The sequence below is a fragment of the Pseudomonas sp. B14(2017) genome (assembly GCF_002113255.1).
Taxonomy (GTDB): domain Bacteria; phylum Pseudomonadota; class Gammaproteobacteria; order Pseudomonadales; family Pseudomonadaceae; genus Aquipseudomonas; species Aquipseudomonas putida_Z.
On sequence record NZ_NEJY01000019.1, the window covers coordinates 114,879 to 134,743 of the forward strand.

Annotated in this window: 26 protein-coding genes; 2 read left to right on the forward strand and 24 right to left on the reverse strand. The window is 59.6% G+C overall.

Translation table 11 applies throughout. The annotated features are described in order from the left end of the window. Positions 1–156 precede the first annotated feature (156 nt). Together CAG34_RS20110 and CAG34_RS20115 are read right to left on the reverse strand one after the other, a co-directional pair. Positions 157–918, reverse strand: coding sequence for an SDR family NAD(P)-dependent oxidoreductase (locus CAG34_RS20110; RefSeq protein WP_085592037.1), 762 nt, complete (start codon positions 916–918; stop codon positions 157–159). A gap of 21 nt (positions 919–939) precedes the next feature. Next, positions 940–1,725 carry a TSUP family transporter gene (locus CAG34_RS20115; protein WP_085592055.1) on the reverse strand — a complete coding sequence of 262 codons (786 nt, stop codon included), beginning with the start codon at positions 1,723–1,725 and terminating at the stop codon, positions 940–942. Between the two features lie 199 nt (positions 1,726–1,924). Between CAG34_RS20115 and CAG34_RS20120 the strand changes: the two genes are divergently transcribed. Next, positions 1,925–3,307: a PLP-dependent aminotransferase family protein gene (locus tag CAG34_RS20120; protein ID WP_085592039.1), complete on the forward strand. Its 1,383-nt coding sequence runs from the start codon at positions 1,925–1,927 to the stop codon at positions 3,305–3,307. A 334-nt stretch (positions 3,308–3,641) separates the two neighbouring features. On the opposite strand, the gene CAG34_RS20125 is transcribed toward CAG34_RS20120, so the two are convergent. Both CAG34_RS20125 and CAG34_RS20130 read right to left on the reverse strand, forming a co-directional pair. Next, positions 3,642–4,184: a single-stranded DNA-binding protein gene (locus CAG34_RS20125; RefSeq protein ID WP_021783897.1), complete on the reverse strand. Its 543-nt coding sequence runs from the start codon at positions 4,182–4,184 to the stop codon at positions 3,642–3,644. Between the two features lie 9 nt (positions 4,185–4,193). Beyond that, entirely contained in the window at positions 4,194–5,588 is a 1,395-nt protein-coding gene (locus CAG34_RS20130; RefSeq protein ID WP_015268752.1) for an MFS transporter, read from the reverse strand. A gap of 129 nt (positions 5,589–5,717) precedes the next feature. On the opposite strand from CAG34_RS20130, the gene uvrA reads away from it, so the two are divergent. Then, a complete protein-coding gene (gene uvrA / locus CAG34_RS20135; RefSeq protein WP_025337492.1) occupies positions 5,718–8,552 on the forward strand; it encodes an excinuclease ABC subunit UvrA in 2,835 nt (944 codons plus the stop codon). 115 nt (positions 8,553–8,667) lie between these two features. Here uvrA and bfr read toward each other — a convergent pair whose 3' ends face one another. The 20 genes from bfr to rpsQ form a co-directional block, all read right to left on the reverse strand. Beyond that, complete coding sequence (bfr, locus tag CAG34_RS20140) at positions 8,668–9,132, reverse strand: bacterioferritin (protein WP_003257116.1); 465 nt, start codon at positions 9,130–9,132, stop codon at positions 8,668–8,670. Between the two features lie 163 nt (positions 9,133–9,295). Beyond that, a complete protein-coding gene (locus CAG34_RS20145; protein ID WP_085592041.1) occupies positions 9,296–10,735 on the reverse strand; it encodes a catalase in 1,440 nt (479 codons plus the stop codon). Between the two features lie 172 nt (positions 10,736–10,907). Further along, positions 10,908–11,294, reverse strand: a complete 387-nt coding sequence (gene rplQ / locus CAG34_RS20150) for a 50S ribosomal protein L17 (RefSeq protein ID WP_003255451.1) — start codon at positions 11,292–11,294, stop codon at positions 10,908–10,910. A 42-nt stretch (positions 11,295–11,336) separates the two neighbouring features. Further along, positions 11,337–12,338 carry a DNA-directed RNA polymerase subunit alpha gene (rpoA, locus tag CAG34_RS20155; RefSeq protein ID WP_003255452.1) on the reverse strand — a complete coding sequence of 334 codons (1,002 nt, stop codon included), beginning with the start codon at positions 12,336–12,338 and terminating at the stop codon, positions 11,337–11,339. Positions 12,339–12,360: 22 nt separating this feature from the next. Continuing rightward, positions 12,361–12,981, reverse strand: coding sequence for a 30S ribosomal protein S4 (gene rpsD, locus CAG34_RS20160; RefSeq protein WP_003257114.1), 621 nt, complete (start codon positions 12,979–12,981; stop codon positions 12,361–12,363). 15 nt (positions 12,982–12,996) lie between these two features. Next, complete coding sequence (rpsK, locus tag CAG34_RS20165; protein WP_003255454.1) at positions 12,997–13,386, reverse strand: 30S ribosomal protein S11; 390 nt, start codon at positions 13,384–13,386, stop codon at positions 12,997–12,999. 18 nt (positions 13,387–13,404) lie between these two features. Further along, positions 13,405–13,761 carry a 30S ribosomal protein S13 gene (gene rpsM, locus CAG34_RS20170; protein WP_003257112.1) on the reverse strand — a complete coding sequence of 119 codons (357 nt, stop codon included), beginning with the start codon at positions 13,759–13,761 and terminating at the stop codon, positions 13,405–13,407. A 131-nt stretch (positions 13,762–13,892) separates the two neighbouring features. Beyond that, on the reverse strand, positions 13,893–14,009 hold the full coding sequence (gene rpmJ / locus CAG34_RS20175) for a 50S ribosomal protein L36 (protein ID WP_002555468.1): 117 nt from the start codon (positions 14,007–14,009) through the stop codon (positions 13,893–13,895). Positions 14,010–14,037: 28 nt separating this feature from the next. Then, positions 14,038–15,369: a preprotein translocase subunit SecY gene (gene secY / locus CAG34_RS20180; RefSeq protein WP_003257108.1), complete on the reverse strand. Its 1,332-nt coding sequence runs from the start codon at positions 15,367–15,369 to the stop codon at positions 14,038–14,040. Further along, complete coding sequence (rplO, locus tag CAG34_RS20185) at positions 15,370–15,804, reverse strand: 50S ribosomal protein L15 (RefSeq protein ID WP_003257107.1); 435 nt, start codon at positions 15,802–15,804, stop codon at positions 15,370–15,372. A gap of 3 nt (positions 15,805–15,807) precedes the next feature. Further along, positions 15,808–15,984, reverse strand: coding sequence for a 50S ribosomal protein L30 (gene rpmD, locus CAG34_RS20190; protein ID WP_003255463.1), 177 nt, complete (start codon positions 15,982–15,984; stop codon positions 15,808–15,810). A gap of 2 nt (positions 15,985–15,986) precedes the next feature. Beyond that, positions 15,987–16,487, reverse strand: a complete 501-nt coding sequence (gene rpsE / locus CAG34_RS20195; RefSeq protein ID WP_003255465.1) for a 30S ribosomal protein S5 — start codon at positions 16,485–16,487, stop codon at positions 15,987–15,989. Between the two features lie 3 nt (positions 16,488–16,490). Then, complete coding sequence (rplR, locus tag CAG34_RS20200; RefSeq protein ID WP_009397496.1) at positions 16,491–16,841, reverse strand: 50S ribosomal protein L18; 351 nt, start codon at positions 16,839–16,841, stop codon at positions 16,491–16,493. 10 nt (positions 16,842–16,851) lie between these two features. Then, positions 16,852–17,385 carry a 50S ribosomal protein L6 gene (rplF, locus tag CAG34_RS20205; RefSeq protein WP_009681972.1) on the reverse strand — a complete coding sequence of 178 codons (534 nt, stop codon included), beginning with the start codon at positions 17,383–17,385 and terminating at the stop codon, positions 16,852–16,854. 12 nt (positions 17,386–17,397) lie between these two features. After that, positions 17,398–17,790: a 30S ribosomal protein S8 gene (rpsH, locus tag CAG34_RS20210; RefSeq protein ID WP_009681971.1), complete on the reverse strand. Its 393-nt coding sequence runs from the start codon at positions 17,788–17,790 to the stop codon at positions 17,398–17,400. A 209-nt stretch (positions 17,791–17,999) separates the two neighbouring features. Further along, on the reverse strand, positions 18,000–18,305 hold the full coding sequence (gene rpsN / locus CAG34_RS20215; protein ID WP_013970638.1) for a 30S ribosomal protein S14: 306 nt from the start codon (positions 18,303–18,305) through the stop codon (positions 18,000–18,002). Between the two features lie 13 nt (positions 18,306–18,318). Then, positions 18,319–18,858 carry a 50S ribosomal protein L5 gene (rplE, locus tag CAG34_RS20220; protein ID WP_003257095.1) on the reverse strand — a complete coding sequence of 180 codons (540 nt, stop codon included), beginning with the start codon at positions 18,856–18,858 and terminating at the stop codon, positions 18,319–18,321. 20 nt (positions 18,859–18,878) lie between these two features. Continuing rightward, positions 18,879–19,193, reverse strand: coding sequence for a 50S ribosomal protein L24 (gene rplX / locus CAG34_RS20225; protein ID WP_016715319.1), 315 nt, complete (start codon positions 19,191–19,193; stop codon positions 18,879–18,881). An 11-nt stretch (positions 19,194–19,204) separates the two neighbouring features. Further along, complete coding sequence (gene rplN, locus CAG34_RS20230) at positions 19,205–19,573, reverse strand: 50S ribosomal protein L14 (RefSeq protein ID WP_002555479.1); 369 nt, start codon at positions 19,571–19,573, stop codon at positions 19,205–19,207. A 23-nt stretch (positions 19,574–19,596) separates the two neighbouring features. Then, complete coding sequence (gene rpsQ / locus CAG34_RS20235) at positions 19,597–19,863, reverse strand: 30S ribosomal protein S17 (RefSeq protein ID WP_003255478.1); 267 nt, start codon at positions 19,861–19,863, stop codon at positions 19,597–19,599. Positions 19,864–19,865 lie beyond the last annotated feature (2 nt).

Sequence of the window (19,865 nt, forward strand, 5' to 3'; positions counted from 1 at the left end):
GCGATGACATGGGTCAGCTGAGGGCGCTGTGTTGCCTGATTCGCGGGTAAACCCGCTCCCACAGTTACTGCACATGCCCGAAGCAGGGCGCTATTCCTGTGGGAGCGGGCGTGCCCGCGAACACCGGCAACGCCGGTGCCATCCACCACCGGCCGATCAGCAAGCCGGCAGGTTGCGCACCACGTTCAGCGCCGCACTGCTCTGGGCCACCGGCATGATCTCGATGGTATTGATGTTCACATGCGCCGGCTGCTCGGCAATCCAGGCCACCGTGGCCGCGATGTCCTCGGGCAGGATGGCCTCCACATCCCGATATAGCGCCTGCACGGCATCCAGGTTGCCGTTCAGGCGCACCACCGAGAAATCGGTCCCCGAGCACAGCCCTGGCTCGATGTTGCTCACTCGCACTCGGGTGCCCGCCAGGTCGGCGCGCAGGTTGAGGCTGAACTGGCGGACAAAGGCCTTGCTGGCGCCATACACATTACCGCCCGGGTAGGGGTAGGTGCCGGCGATCGAGCCGATGTTGATGATCATGCCGCTGTCGGCTTCCACCATCTGCGGCAGGATCTTGTGGGTGACCATGGCCAGGCCGGTGATGTTGGTGTCGATCATCCGCTGCCAGTTTTCCGCACTGCTGGCCTGGGCACGGTCCACGCCCAGCGCCAGCCCGGCATTGTTGACCAGCAGGTCGATCTGCAGCGAAGCATCACGAATCTGCTCGACCGCCGTCTCGAGCGACACCGGGTCGGTGACGTCCAGCGCCAGCGGAATGAAATTGACGCCCAGCTCGGCCTCCAGCGCTTGCAGCTTGTCCATGCGCCGGGCGCCACCGATCACGCGGTAGCCTTTGCCGATCAAGGTACGGCAGATGGCGCGGCCAAAGCCCGAGGAGGCGCCAGTTACGAATGCGGTTTTCATCAGTTGTCTCCTATGGAAGGGTCAGGCCAGGTACTTCACGCCCAGGCTGGTGAACAGGCAGAGCATCGAGAACACCAGCGCCTTGCGCACCACTTCGTTGCCCTTGCGCAGGGCCAGTGCGCTGCCCAGGTGGTTACCGAGGATGTTGCAGGCCACCAGCGGCAACGCCAGCAGGTAGACGACCTTGCCGGCAATGACGAAGGCCATCAGGGCGCCGATGTTGGACGCGAAATTGAAGGTTTTGGAGTTGGCCGAGCTGGAGACCAGGTCCATGCGCAGCAGGTAATGGAAAGCAATGATGAACATGCTGCCGGTACCGGGGCCGAAGAAGCCGTCATAGAAACCGATGGCCAGGCAGGTCAGTGGGACCACGGTGAACAGCATGCGCGATGACAGTTCGCGCTCCTCGACCGGGCGGTCCTTGGGGGTGAGGAAGATGAGGATGCCGAAGGGGATCAGCGCCAGGATGATCTTGCCCACGGTTTCCTGGGAGATCGACACGATCAGGTGCGCCCCCAGGTAGGCACCGAGCAGCGAGAATGGCACGCCGACCAGCGCTACCTTCCAGACCATCTTGCTGTTGGCCAGGAAGTTGCGGATGGCTGCCAGTGTGCCAAGGGTACTGACCAGTTTTTCCTGGCCGAGGGCAACCTGCGGCGGCATGCCGACCAGCAGAAAGCCCGGCACCAGGAACAACCCGCCGCCACCGGCAATGCTGTCTACGAAGCCGGCAACGAAAGCGATAGCGCCAAGCATGAGCACCGCCAGCAACCAGTGTTCCGCCCAGAAAGCGCCCAGAATTTCCATAGCGAAGTCCATCCAGTGGAGTGTCCTGCCAAGCACAACGCAAGTGTGCATGTCCCAATCAGCTCGATGATTGTAATTACATGAATTGCATCGATGCAATATCCAATTCAATCGACTCAAGTACGAGAATTACCATCATTACCCGCATCCTGGCTTTCATGTTAGGCTGCGCGCAATTGCAGAATCTGGTGCCATTTCCATGTGGGTCCCTCAATACGGCGATCAAACCCAGCCGGTTTACCTGATGATCGCTAATGCCCTTGAACAGGACATCGAAAGTGGTCGGCTTGCAGCAGGCGATCGCTTGCCCACCCTCAAAGACCTTGCCGAGGCACTGAATGTAACCCCCGGCACCGTTGGAAGAGCCTACGACGAAGCGGCCAAGCGCGGCCTGGTGGTTGGAGAGGTGGGCCGTGGCACATTTGTCAGGCAGTTGCGACAGCGGTTATCCGCCCCGTCGGTGCCCACACCAGTTACTGGCGAAAGCAGCCAGATCGATCTCTCGATCATCAAACCCAACGACGCCCACATGAGTGAGTGGCTGGGTGCGGCGATCAGCGAGCTGGCCACCTCTGCGGACCTGGGACAGGTACTCGACTATGTGACAGAAGGTGGTCACACCTCCCACAAACAAGCAGGTGCAGCCTGGATTCGGCGCTGGCTGCCTGATGCGCGCTGGCAACAGGTTGTACTGACCTCTGGCGCCCAGCATGGACTATTGGTGGCCATCAGCAGCCTGTCGAAGAGCGACGATGTGGTGCTGTGCGAGTCGTTCTGCTACCCAGGCATCATCTCCCTGGCCCACAGCATGGGCCGACGCCTGCGTGGCGTGGCCATGGACGAGCATGGCCTGATTCCCGAGGCATTGCGCGCGGCCTGCCTGGAGCATCGCCCTTCCCTGTTGGTGTGTGTCACCACCCACCAGAACCCCACCAACTCGATCATGCCCCACGCACGGCGCCAGGCCATCGCAGAGATCGCCCGCGAGTTCGACCTGTTCATCGTCGATGACGATATCTACGGCTTCCTTGAACCCGCACCGGATTACCAGCCACTGGCGGCGTATGCGCCCGAACGCTCGGTGTACCTCACCAGCCTGTCCAAAAGTGTGCTGCCGGCACTGCGCATCGGTTACCTGTATGCCCCACCGCAAACCCTCTCGCGGCTTTCGTCGATGGTACGCAGCAGCGTCTGGATGCCATCACCGTTGATGGCGCAACTGGCCAGCAACCTGATCAACAGCGGCATGGCCGACCAGCTGGTGCGGGAACAACAGGAGGAGGCGGCCGCGCGCCAGCAAATGGCCCGGGAGATCCTTGGCAAGTACAAGATCCGCAGCCAGCCCAACAGCTTCCACATCTGGCTGGAGTTGCCCGAGCCGTGGACCAGCGACGAATTCGCCAACTTGGCGCGTAACAACGGCGTCACGGTAGTCAGTGGCAGCCAGTTCCTGCCAGAACGCAGCCACGCCAGCTGCGGCGTGCGCATCGCCCTGATGGCCCCCAGCCGCCAGGAACTGGGCTTTGCCCTGACCAAGCTGGTCAGCTTGCTGGACTCGCCGGAGCCGCGGTTGTTTTATTGAAGCGCTGGCTGGCTGCACCCGCCCTCACAGGATTGCGCCGTAGCAGAAACCCACGCAACCTGTGGGAGCGGGCATGCCCGCGAACACCGGCGTAGCCGGTGCCATCCATCGCGTCGCCTGCTTCGCGGGCTTGCCCGCTCCCACAGGGTACGTGCCATTGCCCATGAAAAAGCTTCATCACCAAATGCTGAAAATTAGCAACCGGTGATGTGCTCGCCGGGAGATTGAGCACCTGGCAGCCCTCACCTTCTCTTCTGGCATTCCCCACAAATGAAAAAACCCAGGGCAACTCTGCCCTGGGTTTCTGGCCCTGCTAGACGCTAAACCGCTCTGATCAGAACGGAATATCGTCATCGAAGCTGTCGAAGTCAGCCGCCGGCTGCGGGGCTGGCTGCTGCGGTGCCGGGCGCTGAGGGGCCTGTTGCGGGCGCTGGGCCTGTTGACGTGGCGGGGCCTGGTTGTACTGCTGCTGGCCGCCACCGTAGTTGCCGCCACCCTGGTTGTACGGGTCACCGCCCTGCTGCTGGCCCTGCGGACGACCGCCGAGCAGCTGCATGGTGCCGTTGATGTCGACGATGATCTCGGTGGTGTAACGCTTGATGCCGTCTTTTTCCCACTCGCGAGTCTGCAGCTTGCCTTCGATGTAGCACTGCGAACCCTTGCGCAGGTATTCGCCGGCGATTTCGGCAACCTTGCCGAACAGCGACACACGGTGCCACTCGGTACGCTCGACCTTCTGGCCCGACTGCTTGTCGGTCCACTGCTCGCTGGTAGCCAGGCTCAGGTTGGTCACGGCGTTACCGTTGGGCAGGTAGCGGACTTCGGGATCCTGGCCACAGGTGCCGACCAGAATGACTTTGTTAACCCCACGGGCCATAACGTTCTCCTAGGCTTCGCACGCCGAAGAGGCCGGGTTCACCAGGCGCTCGAGGGTCGTACGGTCCAAAATTTTCGTATCCAGTTTGATATAGATGGCGGCTTCTTCCGCCACCACGACGGCGTCGGTCACACCTGGCACAGCCATCAGGCGCTCGGTCAGGCCGGCTTCCCGGACTGCCTCTGGCGTCAGCGGCATGCGCAGGCTGGTCACATAGGGCGGCTCGTTCATGCGCAAGGCGACGACCAACCAGATGGCACACAGTACCGCACAACCGAGGAACACCATGTTCAGCCCGCCGTGCTGGAACAACCAGCCACCAAGGATTCCTCCCAGGGCAGCGCCGAGGAACTGGCTGGTGGAGTAGACCCCCATTGCCGTCCCCTTGCCACCTGCAGGCGACACCTTGCTCACCAGCGAAGGCAGCGATGCCTCCAGCAGGTTGAATGCAGTAAAGAATACCACGGTGCCGATCACCAGTCCGCGCAAACCGTCAGCCCACTGCCAGAAGAACACCTCCACCAGCAGCAACACACTGACCGCCCCGGCCAGCACGCGTTTCATCTTGCGCTTTTTTTCGCCATAGATGATGAACGGGACCATTGCAAAAAATGAGATGAACAACGCAGTCAGGTACACCCACCAGTGCTGCTCCTTCGGCAGGCCGCCGCGCTCGACAAAGGCCAGTGGCAATGCGACGAAGCTGGCCATGAGGATGGCATGGAGGATGAAGATGCCCACATCCAGGCGCAGAAGGTCCGGATGGCGCAGGGTCGGGCCGATGGCCTGGCGCGCCACACCCGACTCACGGTGCTGCAGGATGCTGTGGGTATTGGGCACCACAAAGGCGATCAGCAGGATGCCGACCAGGGCAAGTCCTGCCGTGGCGAGGAACAATCCTGACAAGCCAAAGGCACGAGTCAGCAATGGGCCAACGACCATGGCGACAGCAAACGACAGGCCGATGCTCATGCCGATCATGGCCATGGCCTTGGTCCGGTGCTGCTCGCGAGTGAGGTCGGACAGCAGCGCCATGACCGCAGCGGAAATCGCCCCGGCGCCCTGCAGGATACGCCCGGCGATCACTCCCCAGATGGAGTCGGCCTGGGCCGCCAATACACTACCCAGGGCAAAGATGACCAGCCCCAGGTAAATCACCGGCCGGCGGCCGATGCGATCGGAAATCATCCCGAACGGGATCTGCAATACGGCCTGCGTCAGGCCATAGGCACCAATGGCCAGGCCGATCAGCGCAGGCGTGGCACCGGCCAGGTCCATGCCGTAGGTGGCCAGCACCGGCAAGACCATGAACATGCCCAGCATACGAAAGGCAAAGACCAGGGCCAGGCCGCCAGCGGCGCGGGTTTCGCCGCCACTCATGCGCTCGTTGTGGGTGTCGTGCATGGATTAACCTCGTGTGAACCGGCGGCGATTCTATCAGTCCGACAGCTTGACGGCATCTACGCGACGCTTTGCCGCGTACTGGCAGGGCGCCGTATACTTCCTTGTTTATGCCCGCCGAGCGAGGCCGCAGTGGACAAGATCCTGATTCGTGGGGCACGTACCCACAACCTGAAGAACATCGACCTGACCCTGCCCCGGGACAAGCTGATCGTGATCACCGGTCTGTCCGGTTCCGGCAAGTCGTCCCTGGCGTTCGACACCCTGTACGCCGAAGGCCAGCGCCGCTATGTGGAATCGCTGTCGGCCTACGCCCGGCAGTTCCTGTCGATGATGGAAAAGCCCGACGTCGATACCATCGAAGGCCTGTCGCCAGCCATTTCCATCGAGCAGAAGTCGACCTCGCACAACCCCCGCTCCACGGTCGGCACCATCACCGAAATCTACGACTATCTGCGCCTGCTGTACGCCCGTGTCGGCACCCCACGCTGCCCGGATCACGATATCCCGCTGGAGGCGCAAACGATCAGCCAGATGGTCGACCTGGTGCTGGAGCGCCCGGAAGGCAGCAAGCTGATGCTGCTGGCGCCGGTGGTGCGCGAGCGCAAGGGCGAGCACCTGGCAGTGTTCGACGAGCTGCGCGCCCAGGGCTTTGTGCGCGCCCGGGTCAACGGCAAGCTCTACGAACTCGACGAACTGCCCAAGCTGGACAAGCAGAAAAAACACAGCATCGATGTGGTGGTGGACCGTTTCAAGGTCCGCGCCGACCTGCAACAGCGCCTGGCCGAGTCGTTCGAGACCGCACTCAAGCTGGCCGACGGCATCGCCCTGGTGGCACCGATGGATGACGAACAAGGCGAAGAGACGATCTTCTCCGCGCGTTTCGCCTGCCCGGTCTGTGGTCATGCCATCAGCGAGCTGGAGCCGAAGCTGTTCTCCTTCAACAACCCCGCCGGCGCCTGCCCGACCTGCGATGGCCTGGGGGTGAAGCAGTTCTTCGACACCAAGCGCCTGGTCAATGCCGAGCTCACCTTGGCCGAAGGCGCGATCCGCGGCTGGGACCGGCGCAACGTGTACTACTTCCAGATGCTCGGCTCGCTGGCCGCGCATTACGGCTTCAGCCTGGAGGAACCATTCGGCCAGCTTTCGGCCGAGCACCAGAAGGTGATCCTTCAGGGCAGCGGCAAGCAGAGCGTCGACTTCAAGTACCTCAACGACCGTGGCGACATCGTCAAGCGCTCGCACCCGTTCGAAGGCATCGTGCCGAACCTGGAGCGTCGCTACCGCGAGACCGAGTCGGCCACCGTGCGCGAAGAACTGGCCAAATTCCTCGGCACCCAGCCCTGCCCGGATTGCCGCGGCACCCGCCTGCGCCGTGAGGCGCGGCACGTGTGGGTGGGCGAAAAAACCCTGCCGGCGGTGACCAATCTGCCGATCGGTGAAGCCAGCAACTATTTCGGCGAGCTGACCCTGACCGGTCGCCGTGGCGAGATTGCGGCGAAGATCCTCAAGGAAATCTGCGAGCGCCTGCAGTTCCTGGTCAACGTCGGTCTCGACTATCTCACCCTGGACCGCAGCGCCGATACCCTGTCCGGTGGCGAAGCGCAGCGTATCCGCCTGGCCAGCCAGATCGGCGCTGGCCTGGTGGGAGTGATGTACATCCTCGATGAGCCGTCCATCGGCCTTCATCAGCGTGACAATGACCGCCTGCTGGCCACCCTCAACCACCTGCGCGACCTGGGCAACACGGTGATCGTGGTGGAACACGACGAGGACGCCATCCGCCTGGCCGACTACGTGGTGGACATCGGCCCGGGAGCCGGGGTGCACGGTGGGCAGATCGTCGCCGAGGGCTCGCCGCAGGAGGTCATGGAGCACCCCGACTCGCTGACCGGCAAGTACCTGTCCGGGCGCAAGAAGATTGTCGTGCCGGCCAAGCGCACGCCGCGCAACAAGAAGCTGCAACTCAAGCTCAAGGGCGCGCGTGGCAACAACCTGCAAAACGTCGACCTGGAAGTCCCGATCGGCCTGCTGACCTGCGTGACCGGGGTGTCCGGCTCGGGCAAGTCGACGCTGATCAACAACACCCTGTTCCCACTGGCCGCCACCGCCCTGAATGGCGCAAGCAGCCTGGAAGCGGCGCCGCATGCCAGCATGGATGGCCTGCAGCACCTGGACAAGGTGGTGGATATCGACCAGAGCCCGATCGGCCGCACTCCTCGCTCGAACCCGGCGACCTACACCGGCATCTTCACGCCGATCCGCGAGCTGTTCTCCGGTGTGCCGGAATCGCGTTCGCGCGGCTATGGTCCGGGGCGTTTCTCGTTCAACGTCAAGGGGGGCCGTTGCGAGGCCTGCCAGGGGGATGGCCTGATCAAGGTGGAGATGCACTTCCTGCCGGACATCTACGTGCCGTGCGACGTGTGCAAGAGCAAGCGCTACAACCGCGAAACCCTGGAGATCAAGTACAAGGGCAAGAACATCCACGAGGTGCTGGAGATGACCATCGAGGATGCCCGCGAGTTCTTCGACGCAGTGCCGGCGCTGGCGCGCAAGCTGCAGACGTTGATGGATGTGGGGCTGTCGTACATCAAGCTGGGGCAGTCGGCGACAACCCTGTCGGGTGGTGAGGCCCAGCGAGTCAAGCTATCGCGCGAACTGTCCAAGCGTGACACCGGCAAGACCCTGTACATCCTCGATGAGCCGACCACGGGCCTGCACTTTGCCGATATCCAGCAGTTGCTGGACGTGCTGCATCGCCTGCGCGACCACGGCAATACCGTGGTGGTGATCGAGCACAACCTGGATGTGATCAAGACCGCGGACTGGCTGGTGGATCTGGGGCCGGAGGGTGGCTCGAAAGGTGGGCAGATCATTGCCTGCGGTACGCCAGAAGAACTGAGTACGATGAAACAGTCGTACACCGGGCACTACCTGAAACCGTTGCTGGAGCGGGATCGGGCGTAAGGCCCTGGGGCGCTTTGCGCCCTATCGCGACACAAGGCCGCTCCCACAGGAGTAATGCATTTCCCTGTGGGAGCGGCCTTGTGTCGCGATAGGGCTGCAAAGCAGCCCCAGGCTTTTACATCTGCGACTGCAGGTAATTCTCGAGGCCAATGGCCTTGATCAGCCCCTGCTGCTTCTCCAGCCAGTAGGTGTGATCTTCTTCGGTATCAGCCAACTGAGCGCGCAGGATGTCGCGGCTGATGTAGTCCTTGTGCAGCTCGCACAGCTCGATGCCTTTGCACAGCGCGCCGCGTACCTTGTACTCGAGCTTGAGGTCAGCCTCGATCATTTCCGGCACGGTGCTGCCCACTTCCAGGTCGTCCGCGCGCATGTCAGGGGTGCCTTCGAGCATGAGGATGCGACGCATCAGGGCATCTGCGTGCTGCGTCTCTTCTTCCATTTCGTGGTTGATGCGCTCGTAGAGCTTGGACAGGCCCCAGTCTTCGTACATACGCGAGTGAATGAAGTACTGGTCACGCGCCGCCAGTTCGCCCTTCAGCAGCGTAACGAGGTAGTTGATTACGTCCGGGTGACCTTGCATCGCCCTGCTTCTCCATGTGAAAACGTCTATGCCACATAGTGTGAACCAGCTTTTGCCTGCGGTCACTGAAAACCGCGCAATTAGAAGCAAAAAATCGGTTAAACAGTAGTGATATTCATTGAAAAACCGCCCAAATGAGGGCGGTTCTTCTTATCACTTCGACTTAGGCGAGATTGATGCCCAAGGCCTTGGCAACCCCTTCGCCATAGGCCGGATCGGCCTTGAAGAAGTATTGCAACTGACGCTGGACCACGTCTTCGCTGACGCCTGCCATGGTGCCGGCAATGTTGTTTATCAGCAGGGCTTTCTGCTCATCGTTCATCAGGCGGAACAGCGCGCCTGCGTGGCTGTAGTAGTCGGTGTCTTCGCGGTGGTCGTAACGGTCTGCGGAACCATTCAGGGCAAGCGCAGGCTCGGCGTGGCGTGGCGACTGCTTCGGTGCATCGCTGTAGCTGTTGGGCTCATAGTTCGGCGCGCTGCCGTAACTGCCAGCCGCCATGGAACCATCACGCTGGTAGCTGTTGACCGGGCAGCGTGGTGCATTCACCGGCAGCTGCTGGTGATTGGTACCCACCCGGTAGCGGTGCGCGTCGGCGTAGGCGAATACCCGCCCTTGCAGCATGCGGTCCGGCGACAGGCCAACACCCGGCACCATGTTGCTCGGGCCAAACGCAGCCTGCTCGACCTCGGCAAAGTAGTTGAGCGGATTACGGTTGAGCTCCAGCACGCCCACTTCAATCAGCGGGTAGACCTTCTGCGACCAGGTCTTGGTAACGTCGAAGGGGTTTTCGTCGCGGCTGGCAGCCTCGGCTTCGCTCATCACTTGGATGCATACGGACCAGCGTGGGTAATCGCCCCGCTCGATGGCTTCGAACAGGTCGCGCTGGGCGTAGTCCGGGTCTGTACCTGCCAGGCGCGCGGCATCTGCCGGTGCGAGGTTCTTGATGCCTTGCTGGGTCTTGAAGTGCCATTTGACCCAGGTGCGTTCACCCTGGGCATTGATCAGGCTGTAGGTATGGCTACCGAAGCCGTGCATGTGGCGGTAGCCGTCCGGAATGCCACGATCGGAGAACAGAATGGTGACCTGATGCAGTGCCTCGGGAGAGTGCGACCAGAAGTCCCACATCATCTGAGCGTTCTTCAAGTTGGATTGCGGGTGACGCTTCTGGGTGTGGATAAAGTCCGGAAACTTCAGTGGATCGCGGATGAAGAACACCGGCGTGTTGTTGCCGACGATGTCCCAGTTGCCTTCCTCGGTGTAGAACTTGACGGCAAAACCACGGGGATCGCGCTCGGTATCAGCGGAGCCACGCTCACCACCAACGGTGGAGAAGCGCAGGAAGGTTTCGGTCTGCTTGCCAACCTGTTCAAACAACTTGGCACTGGTGTAATCGGTGATATCGCGGGTGACGGTAAAGGTGCCGTAGGCGCCCGAGCCTTTTGCGTGTACGCGGCGCTCAGGAATGTTCTCGCGGTTGAAGTGGGCGAGCTTCTCGATCAGGTGGAAGTCGTCGAGCAGCAGCGGGCCGCGCGGGCCGGCGGAACGGGAATTCTGGTTGTCTGCTACAGGTGCACCGCTGGCGGTGGTGAGAATCTTGCTCATGGGCTCTCCTTATCGGTCTTCAAGCGCCGGCTAATCGGCTCTGGAGAGAGTATTGACGAGCAAGGTTACAAGAACAAATGCATTACATGACTTGCATCAATAGAAATAAACAATACATCTTGAAACAAAAAACCGGGCACTAGGCCCGGTTCTTTGTAGCAGACAGAACGTCTTACTCAGCAGCTTCTACAGCACCGCCGACCGGACGATCAACCAGCTCGACGTACGCCATAGGAGCGTTGTCGCCAGCGCGGAAACCGCACTTCAGGATGCGCAGGTAGCCGCCCTGACGGGTGGCGTAACGCTTGCCCAGGTCGTTGAACAGCTTGCCAACAGCGGACTTCGAACGGGTACGATCGAAGGCCAGACGGCGGTTAGCTACGCTGTCTTCCTTGGCCAGGGTAATCAGCGGCTCGGCAACGCGGCGCAGTTCCTTGGCTTTCGGCAGGGTGGTTTTGATCAGCTCGTGCTCGATCAGCGACACTGCCATGTTCTGGAACATAGCCTTGCGGTGAGAGCTGGTACGGCTCAGGTGACGTCCACTTTTACGATGACGCATGATTCATTCCTTACCAAACACTACGTTCGGTGATTACGACGATCAGGCGGTCGCCTTGTCGTCTTTCTTAAGACTTGCAGGCGGCCAGTTGTCGAGGCGCATGCCGAGAGACAGACCACGAGAGGCCAGGACGTCCTTGATTTCAGTCAGGGACTTCTTGCCCAGGTTAGGAGTCTTCAACAGCTCTACTTCGGTACGCTGAATCAGGTCGCCGATGTAGTAGATGTTCTCCGCCTTGAGGCAGTTGGCCGAACGTACAGTCAGTTCCAGGTCGTCAACCGGACGCAGCAGGATCGGATCGATCTCGTCTTCCTGCTCGACTACGACAGGCTCGCTGTCACCTTTGAGGTCGACGAACGCGGCCAGCTGCTGTTGCAGGATGGTCGCAGCGCGGCGGATAGCCTCTTCAGGGTCCAGGGTGCCGTTGGTTTCCAGATCAATGACCAGCTTGTCCAGGTTGGTACGCTGTTCAACACGGGCGTTCTCGACCACATAGGCGATACGACGCACCGGGCTGAACGAAGCGTCCAACTGCAGACGGCCAATGCTACGGCTTTCGTCTTCGTCGGTTTGACGGGAGTCGGCCGGCTCGTAACCACGACCACGAGCTACAGTGAGCTTCATGTTCAGGGCGCCGTTCGACGCCAGGTTCGCGATTACGTGATCGGGGTTGACGATCTCGACATCGTGATCCAGCTGAATATCGGCAGCGGTAACCACCCCCGAACCCTTTTTCGACAAGGTCAGCGTAACTTCGTCACGACCGTGCAGTTTGATAGCCAGGCCTTTCAGGTTCAACAGGATTTCAATGACGTCTTCCTGAACACCTTCGATCGCGGAGTACTCGTGGAGTACGCCGTCGATCTCGGCCTCGACTACTGCACAGCCAGGCATGGAGGACAACAGGATGCGGCGCAGCGCGTTGCCCAGGGTATGGCCGAAACCACGCTCGAGAGGCTCGAGCGTAATCTTGGCGCGGGTCGGACTGACTACCTGCACATCAATGTGGCGGGGAGTCAGGAACTCATTTACCGAAATCTGCATGGATGCACCTATTTTCTAGCCCTTACTTGGAGTAGAGCTCGACAATCAGGTTCTCGTTGATGTCGGCAGACAGGTCGCTGCGAGCAGGAACGTTCTTGAAAACGCCCGACTTTTTAGCAGCATCCACGTCAACCCACTCAACGCGGCCACGCTGGGCGCACAGTTCAAGGGCTTGAACAATGCGCAGCTGGTTCAGCGACTTCTCGCGAACCGCGACCACGTCACCCGGACGAACTTGGTAGGATGGAATGTTTACAGTCTTACCGTTGACGCTGATCGCTTTGTGCGAAACCAGCTGACGGGACTCGGAACGAGTCGAGCCGAAGCCCATACGGTAGACGACGTTATCCAGACGGCACTCGAGCAGTTGCAGCAGGTTCTCACCGGTTGCGCCTTTTTTCGAGGCTGCAGCCTGGTAGTAACCGCGGAACTGACGCTCCAGAACACCGTAGATACGACGAACTTTTTGCTTCTCGCGCAGCTGGGTACCGTAGTCGGACTGACGGCCACGGCGCTGGCCGTGGATACCTGGGGCTGCTTCGATGTTGCACTTCGATTCCAGAGCGCGAACGCCGCTCTTCAGGAACAGGTCAGTGCCTTCACGACGAGACAGTTTGCATTTTGGACCAATGTAACGTGCCATTTATCTGTCTCCTGATTACACGCGACGCTTCTTCGGCGGACGGCACCCGTTGTGCGGGATTGGCGTCACGTCGGTGATGCTGGCGATCTTGTAGCCGCAGCTGTTCAGTGCACGAACGGCGGACTCACGACCTGGACCTGGACCCTTGACGTTTACGTCGAGGTTCTTCAGACCGTATTCCAGCGCAGCTTGACCAGCACGCTCAGCAGCGATCTGGGCTGCGAACGGGGTGGATTTGCGCGAACCACGGAAACCCGAACCACCGGAGGTCGCCCAGGACAAAGCGTTGCCCTGACGGTCGGTGATGGTCACGATGGTGTTGTTGAAAGAGGCATGGATGTGGGCGATGCCATCAACCACTGTCTTTTTGACTTTCTTACGAGGACGAGCAGCAGGTTTTGCCATGTCTATATTCCTGGGCGATTACTTGCGGATCGGCTTACGCGGGCCCTTACGGGTGCGTGCGTTGGTCTTGGTGCGCTGACCGCGAACCGGCAGACCTTTACGATGACGCAGGCCGCGGTAGCAACCCAGGTCCATCAAGCGCTTGATCTTCATGTTGATGTCACGACGCAGGTCACCTTCGGTGGTGAACTTCGCGACTTCGCCACGCAGGGTTTCGATTTGCTCGTCGCTCAGATCCTTGATCTTAGCGGCTGGGTTTACACCAGCGTCTGCACAGATCTTCTGTGCAGTTGTGCGACCGACACCATAGATGTAGGTCAGCGAGATAACAGCATGCTTGTTATCTGGAATGTTGACGCCTGCAATACGGGCCATTCAGTGGGACTCCAATTGACAGCTACCTACGCCCCGGAAGCCAAGAAATAGGGCGCGAGATAATATCGCTGTAGAAACGAATAATCAACCCAGCAGCACACTAGCTGCTGGGTTTGAAGCGCAGATCACACTCAGCCTTGGCGCTGTTTGTGACGCGGTTCCGCGCTGCAGATCACTCGTACGACGCCTTCGCGACGGATGATCTTGCAGTTACGGCACAGCTTTTTCACCGATGCACGAACTTTCATTACCGACTCCTCGAACCTTAGGGGCGTATCAGCGCAGCAGACCGCTGCCACCGTAGCCTTTCAGGTTGGCTTTCTTCATCAGGGATTCGTACTGGTGCGAAACGAGGTGCGATTGTACTTGGGACATGAAGTCCATCACAACCACTACCACAATCAGCAACGAGGTCCCGCCAAGGTAGAACGGCACATTTGCTGCCACCACCAGGAACTGGGGCAGAAGGCAGACGGCCATCATGTAAAGAGCACCGAACATGGTCAGACGGGTCAGAACGCCATCAATGTAGCGTGCCGACTGCTCACCAGGACGGATACCCGGAATAAAGGCACCGGACTTCTTCAGGTTTTCCGCTACGTCTTTCGGGTTGAACATCAGCGCTGTGTAGAAGAAGCAGAAGAAAATGATCCCTGCACTAAACAGCAGAATGTTCAACGGCTGACCAGGAGCGATCGACTGCGAGATGTCCTGCAGCCAGCCCATACCTTCGGACTGACCGAACCAGGCACCCAGCGAAGCCGGGAACAGCAGAATGCTGCTCGCGAAAATGGCCGGGATAACCCCCGCCATGTTCACCTTCAGCGGCAAGTGGCTGGTCTGCGCAGCGAAGACCTTGCGGCCCTGCTGACGCTTGGCGTAGTGAACGGCGATACGACGCTGACCACGCTCAATGAACACCACGAAGCCGATAATCGCTACTGCCAGCAAACCGATAGCGACCAGGGCGAAAATGTTGATATCGCCTGTGCGTGCAGACTCGAAAGACTGCCCGATTGCTCTCGGAAGACCGGCAACGATACCCGCGAAGATCAACATCGAGATACCGTTGCCCACACCGCGCTCGGTGATCTGCTCGCCCAGCCACATCATGAACATCGCGCCCGCCACGAAGGTGGAGACGGCGACGACATGGAAGCCCAGGCCTACAGAAAACGCCACGCCCTGGTTGGCCAGGCCAATGGACATGCCAATGGCTTGAACCAGTGCCAGGATAACGGTGCCGTAGCGGGTGTACTGGCTGATCTTGCGACGGCCAGCTTCACCTTCCTTCTTCAACTGCTCCAGTTGCGGGCTGACCGCCGTCATCAGCTGCATGATGATCGATGCCGAGATGTACGGCATGATCCCCAGTGCAAAGATGCTCATGCGCTCGAGCGCGCCACCGGAAAACATGTTGAACAAGCTAAGAATGGTCCCCTCATTCTGCCGAAACAGATCCGCCAGACGGTCTGGATTGATGCCAGGAACCGGGATATGCGCACCTATCCGATAGACGATGATCGCCATGAACAGAAAGCGCAGACGAGCCCAGAGTTCCGACATCCCGCCCTTACCGAGCGAAGAGAGAGCACCTTGCTTAGCCATTTATTCCTCGAACTTGCCGCCAGCTGCTTCGATAGCCGCACGCGCACCCTTGGTGGCTGCGATACCCTTGATGGTGACTGCGCGAGTGACTTCGCCAGACAGCATGATTTTCACGCGCTGTACGTTCTGGCCGATCACGTTGGCATCCTTCAGGGATTGCACGGAGATCACGTCGCCTTCCACCTTGGCCAGCTCGGACAGACGCACTTCGGCGCGGTCCATGGCTTTCAGGGAAACGAAGCCGAACTTCGGCAGACGACGGTGCAGCGGCTGTTGACCGCCTTCGAAGCCAGGAGCGATCGAACCACCCGAACGGGAAGTCTGACCTTTGTGGCCACGGCCGCCGGTCTTACCCAGACCGCTACCGATACCACGACCTGGACGATGCTTCTCGCGACGGGAACCCGGCGCTGGACTCAGATCATTGAGTTTCATCGATTAACCCTCGACCTTCAGCATGTAGTAAGCCTTGTTGATCATCCCGCGGTTTTCGGGAGTATCCTGGACTTCTACAGTGTGACCGATGCGACGCAGACCCAGGCCCTTAACGCACAGCTTGTGGTTAGGCAGACGGCCCGAGACGCTCTTGATCAGCGTTACTTTTACGGTTGCCATGATCAGAAGATCTCCTCGACGCTCTTGCCGCGCTTGGCAGCAATGGATTCAGGAGATTGCATGGCTTTCAGACCCTTGAAGGTGGCGTAAACCACGTTCACCGGGTTGGTCGAACCGTAGCACTTGGCCAGAACGTTCTGAACACCAGCAACTTCCAGGACAGCACGCATTGCGCCACCGGCGATGATACCGGTACCTTCCGAGGCAGGCTGCATGTAAACCTTCGAGGCGCCGTGGGCAGCCTTGGTGGCGTACTGCAGGGTGGTGCCCTTCAGGTCAACCTGGATCATGTTGCGGCGAGCAGCTTCCATGGCTTTCTGGATCGCGGCTGGTACTTCGCGCGACTTGCCACGGCCGAAGCCAACACGGCCCTTACCATCACCTACCACGGTCAGCGCGGTGAAGGTGAAGATACGGCCGCCTTTTACGGTTTTGGCAACGCGGTTAACTTGAACCAGCTTCTCGATGTAGCCTTCGTCGCGCTTTTGATCGTTATTTGCCATAACTTAGAACTCCAGCCCGCCTTCACGAGCAGCATCAGCCAGCGCTTTGACGCGGCCATGGTACTTGAAGCCGGAACGGTCAAAGGCAACTTGAGATACACCGGCGGCTTTCGCACGCTCAGCTACCAGCTTGCCAACCTTAGTGGCCGCGTCGATGTTGCCAGTGGCGCCATCACGCAGTTCTTTGTCCAAGGTCGAGGCGCTTGCCAGAACCTTGCTGCCGTCGGCCGAAATGACCTGGGCGTAGATGTGCTGCGAGGAGCGGAACACGCACAGGCGCACGACTTCGAGTTCGTGCATCTTGAGACGTGCTTTGCGAGCGCGACGCAGTCGAGTAACTTTTTTGTCGGTCATTTGCTAGGCCCTACTTCTTCTTGGCTTCTTTACGACGGACTACTTCGTCCGCGTAACGCACACCCTTGCCTTTGTAAGGCTCTGGCGGACGGAAGTCGCGGATTTCAGCGGCCACCTGACCCACCAGCTGCTTGTCGATACCCTTGATCAGGATGTCGGTCTGGCTTGGGGTTTCAGCGGTGATACCGGCTGGCAGTTCGTAGTCCACTGGGTGCGAGAAGCCCAGGGCCAGGTTCAGGACGGTGCCCTTGGCCTGTGCCTTGTAACCAACACCGACCAGCTGGAGCTTGCGCTCGAAGCCTTGGCTTACGCCCTGGACCATGTTGTTCACCAGAGCGCGGGTGGTACCGGCCATGGCGCGAGCTTGCTGGTCACCGTTGCGAGCGACGAAACGCAGCTCGCCAGACTCTTCGGTAACTTCAACAGACGAGTGAACGTTCAGTTCGAGAGTGCCTTTGGCACCCTTCACCGAAAGCTGCTGGCCGGCGAATTTGACTTCGACGCCTGCTGGCAGCTTAACGGGGTTCTTAGCGACGCGAGACATGCCTATCTCCCCTTAGAACACTGTGCACAGAACTTCGCCGCCGACACCGGCAGCGCGTGCAGCGCGATCAGTCATCACACCTTTGTTGGTGGAGACGATAGACACGCCCAGACCGCCACGTACTTTCGGCAGCTCTGCGACGGACTTGTACTGGCGCAGGCCTGGACGGCTGGAGCGCTTCAGTTCCTCGATGACCGGACGGCCTTCGAAGTACTTCAGTTCGATCGACAGGGAAGGCTTGGCCTCACCAGTTACCTGGTAGCCGGCGATGTAACCTTCGTCTTTCAGAACTTTGGCAACCGCGACCTTCAGGGTGGAGGAAGGCATGCTTACGACGGACTTTTCAGCCATCTGGGCATTACGGATGCGAGTTAGCATGTCCGCTAACGGGTCCTGCATACTCATGGGCTAGATGCTCCTGATACAAGAATTATTAGCCTTGCGGCTATCACAACCACCCGAGCGGACAGGGCAAAAAACCCAGGCTCAGGTGAGCCGGTCATTCTAGACACAAGGTAGAAACGAAACAAGCCCCATATAGGGGCTTGTTTGTTGGCGAGGTCACCGGCGGTCGGAAGATTGCTCCCCTTCCGCCGGGATCCAGCCTGCAGCGATTACCAGGAGGCCTTGACCAGACCTGGTACGTCACCGCGCATTGCAGCTTGACGCAGCATGTTACGGCCCAGGCCGAACTTACGGTATACACCGTGAGGACGACCGGTCAGGCGGCAACGGTTGCGCAGACGCGAAGCGGAGGCATCACGTGGCTGCTTCTGCAGGGCGACAACGGCAGCGAAACGCTCTTCAGGAGAGGCGTTCAGGTTGACGATGGTCGCTTTCAGCTCGGCACGCTTTTTGGCGTACTTGGCTACCGTGAGCTGACGCTTCAGCTCGCGGTTTTTCATGCTCTTCTTGGCCATTTTCCTACTCCAATCAGTTGCGGAACGGGAACTTGAAAGCACGCAGCAGAGCGCGGCCTTCGTCGTCCGAACGAGCAGTGGTGGTCAGGGTGATGTCCAAACCGCGCAGAGCATCGATCTTGTCGTAGTCGATTTCCGGGAAGATGATCTGCTCTTTCACGCCCATGCTGTAGTTGCCACGGCCATCGAAGGACTTGGCATTCAGGCCGCGGAAGTCGCGAACCCGAGGCAGGGAGATCGCCAGCAGGCGGTCCAGGAATTCGTACATCTTGTCGCGACGCAGGGTCACCTTGACACCGATCGGCCAGCCTTCACGGACTTTGAAGCCCGCGATGGATTTACGAGCGAAAGTCACGACCGGCTTTTGACCGGTGATCTTTTCCAGGTCGGCAACAGCGTGCTCGATGACTTTCTTGTCGCCGATCGCTTCGCCCAGACCCATGTTCAGGGTGATCTTGGTAACGCGCGGAACTTCCATCACGTTCGACAGCTTAAGTTCTTCCTTAAGCTTAGGAGCGATTTCGTTCCGGTAAATCTCTTTCAGTCGTGCCATGGTCTTCTACCTAGCAGTGTTCAAGCATCAACCGCTTTTTGGGTCGACTTGAAGACACGAATTTTTTTACCGTCTTCTACTTTGAAACCAACGCGGTCAGCCTTGTTGGTTTCGCCGTTGAAGATGGCAACGTTGGAAGCGTGCAGAGGCGCTTCTTTTTCGACGATACCGCCCTGTACGCCCGCCATCGGGTTAGGCTTGGTATGACGCTTGACCAGGTTCACACCACCAACGACCAGACGGTCATCAGCCAGAACCTTCAGCACCTTACCGCGCTTACCTTTGTCTTTGCCGGCGATCACGATGATCTCGTCGTCACGACGAATCTTTTGCATGTCGGATCTCCTTACAGCACTTCAGGGGCGAGCGAGACGATCTTCATGAACTTCTCAGTACGAAGTTCACGGGTCACTGGCCCGAAGATGCGAGTGCCGATCGGCTCTTGCTTGTTGTTCAGCAGAACAGCAGCGTTGCCGTCGAAACGAATGATGGAACCGTCAGCGCGACGAACACCGTGACGGGTGCGCACGACAACAGCAGTCATCACTTGGCCTTTCTTGACCTTACCGCGCGGAATTGCTTCCTTGACGGTTACCTTGATGATGTCACCGATGCCGGCGTAACGGCGGTGCGAACCGCCGAGCACCTTGATGCACATGACGCGACGAGCGCCGCTGTTATCGGCCACATCGAGCATGGATTGAGTCTGAATCATAAAATTTCTCCGACCCCTAGCCCTTAGACTTCAACAGCGCGTTCGAGGACTTCAACCAGTGCCCAGGACTTGGTCTTGGCCAGCGGACGGGTTTCACGGATGGAAACCTTGTCGCCGATCTTGCACTGGTTGGCTTCGTCGTGCGCGTGCAGCTTAGTCGAACGCTTAACGTATTTACCGTAGATCGGGTGCTTTACGCGACGCTCGATCAGAACGGTGATGGTCTTGTCCATTTTGTCGCTGACGACACGGCCAGTCAGCGTACGGACGGTTTTTTCAGCTTCAGCCATGA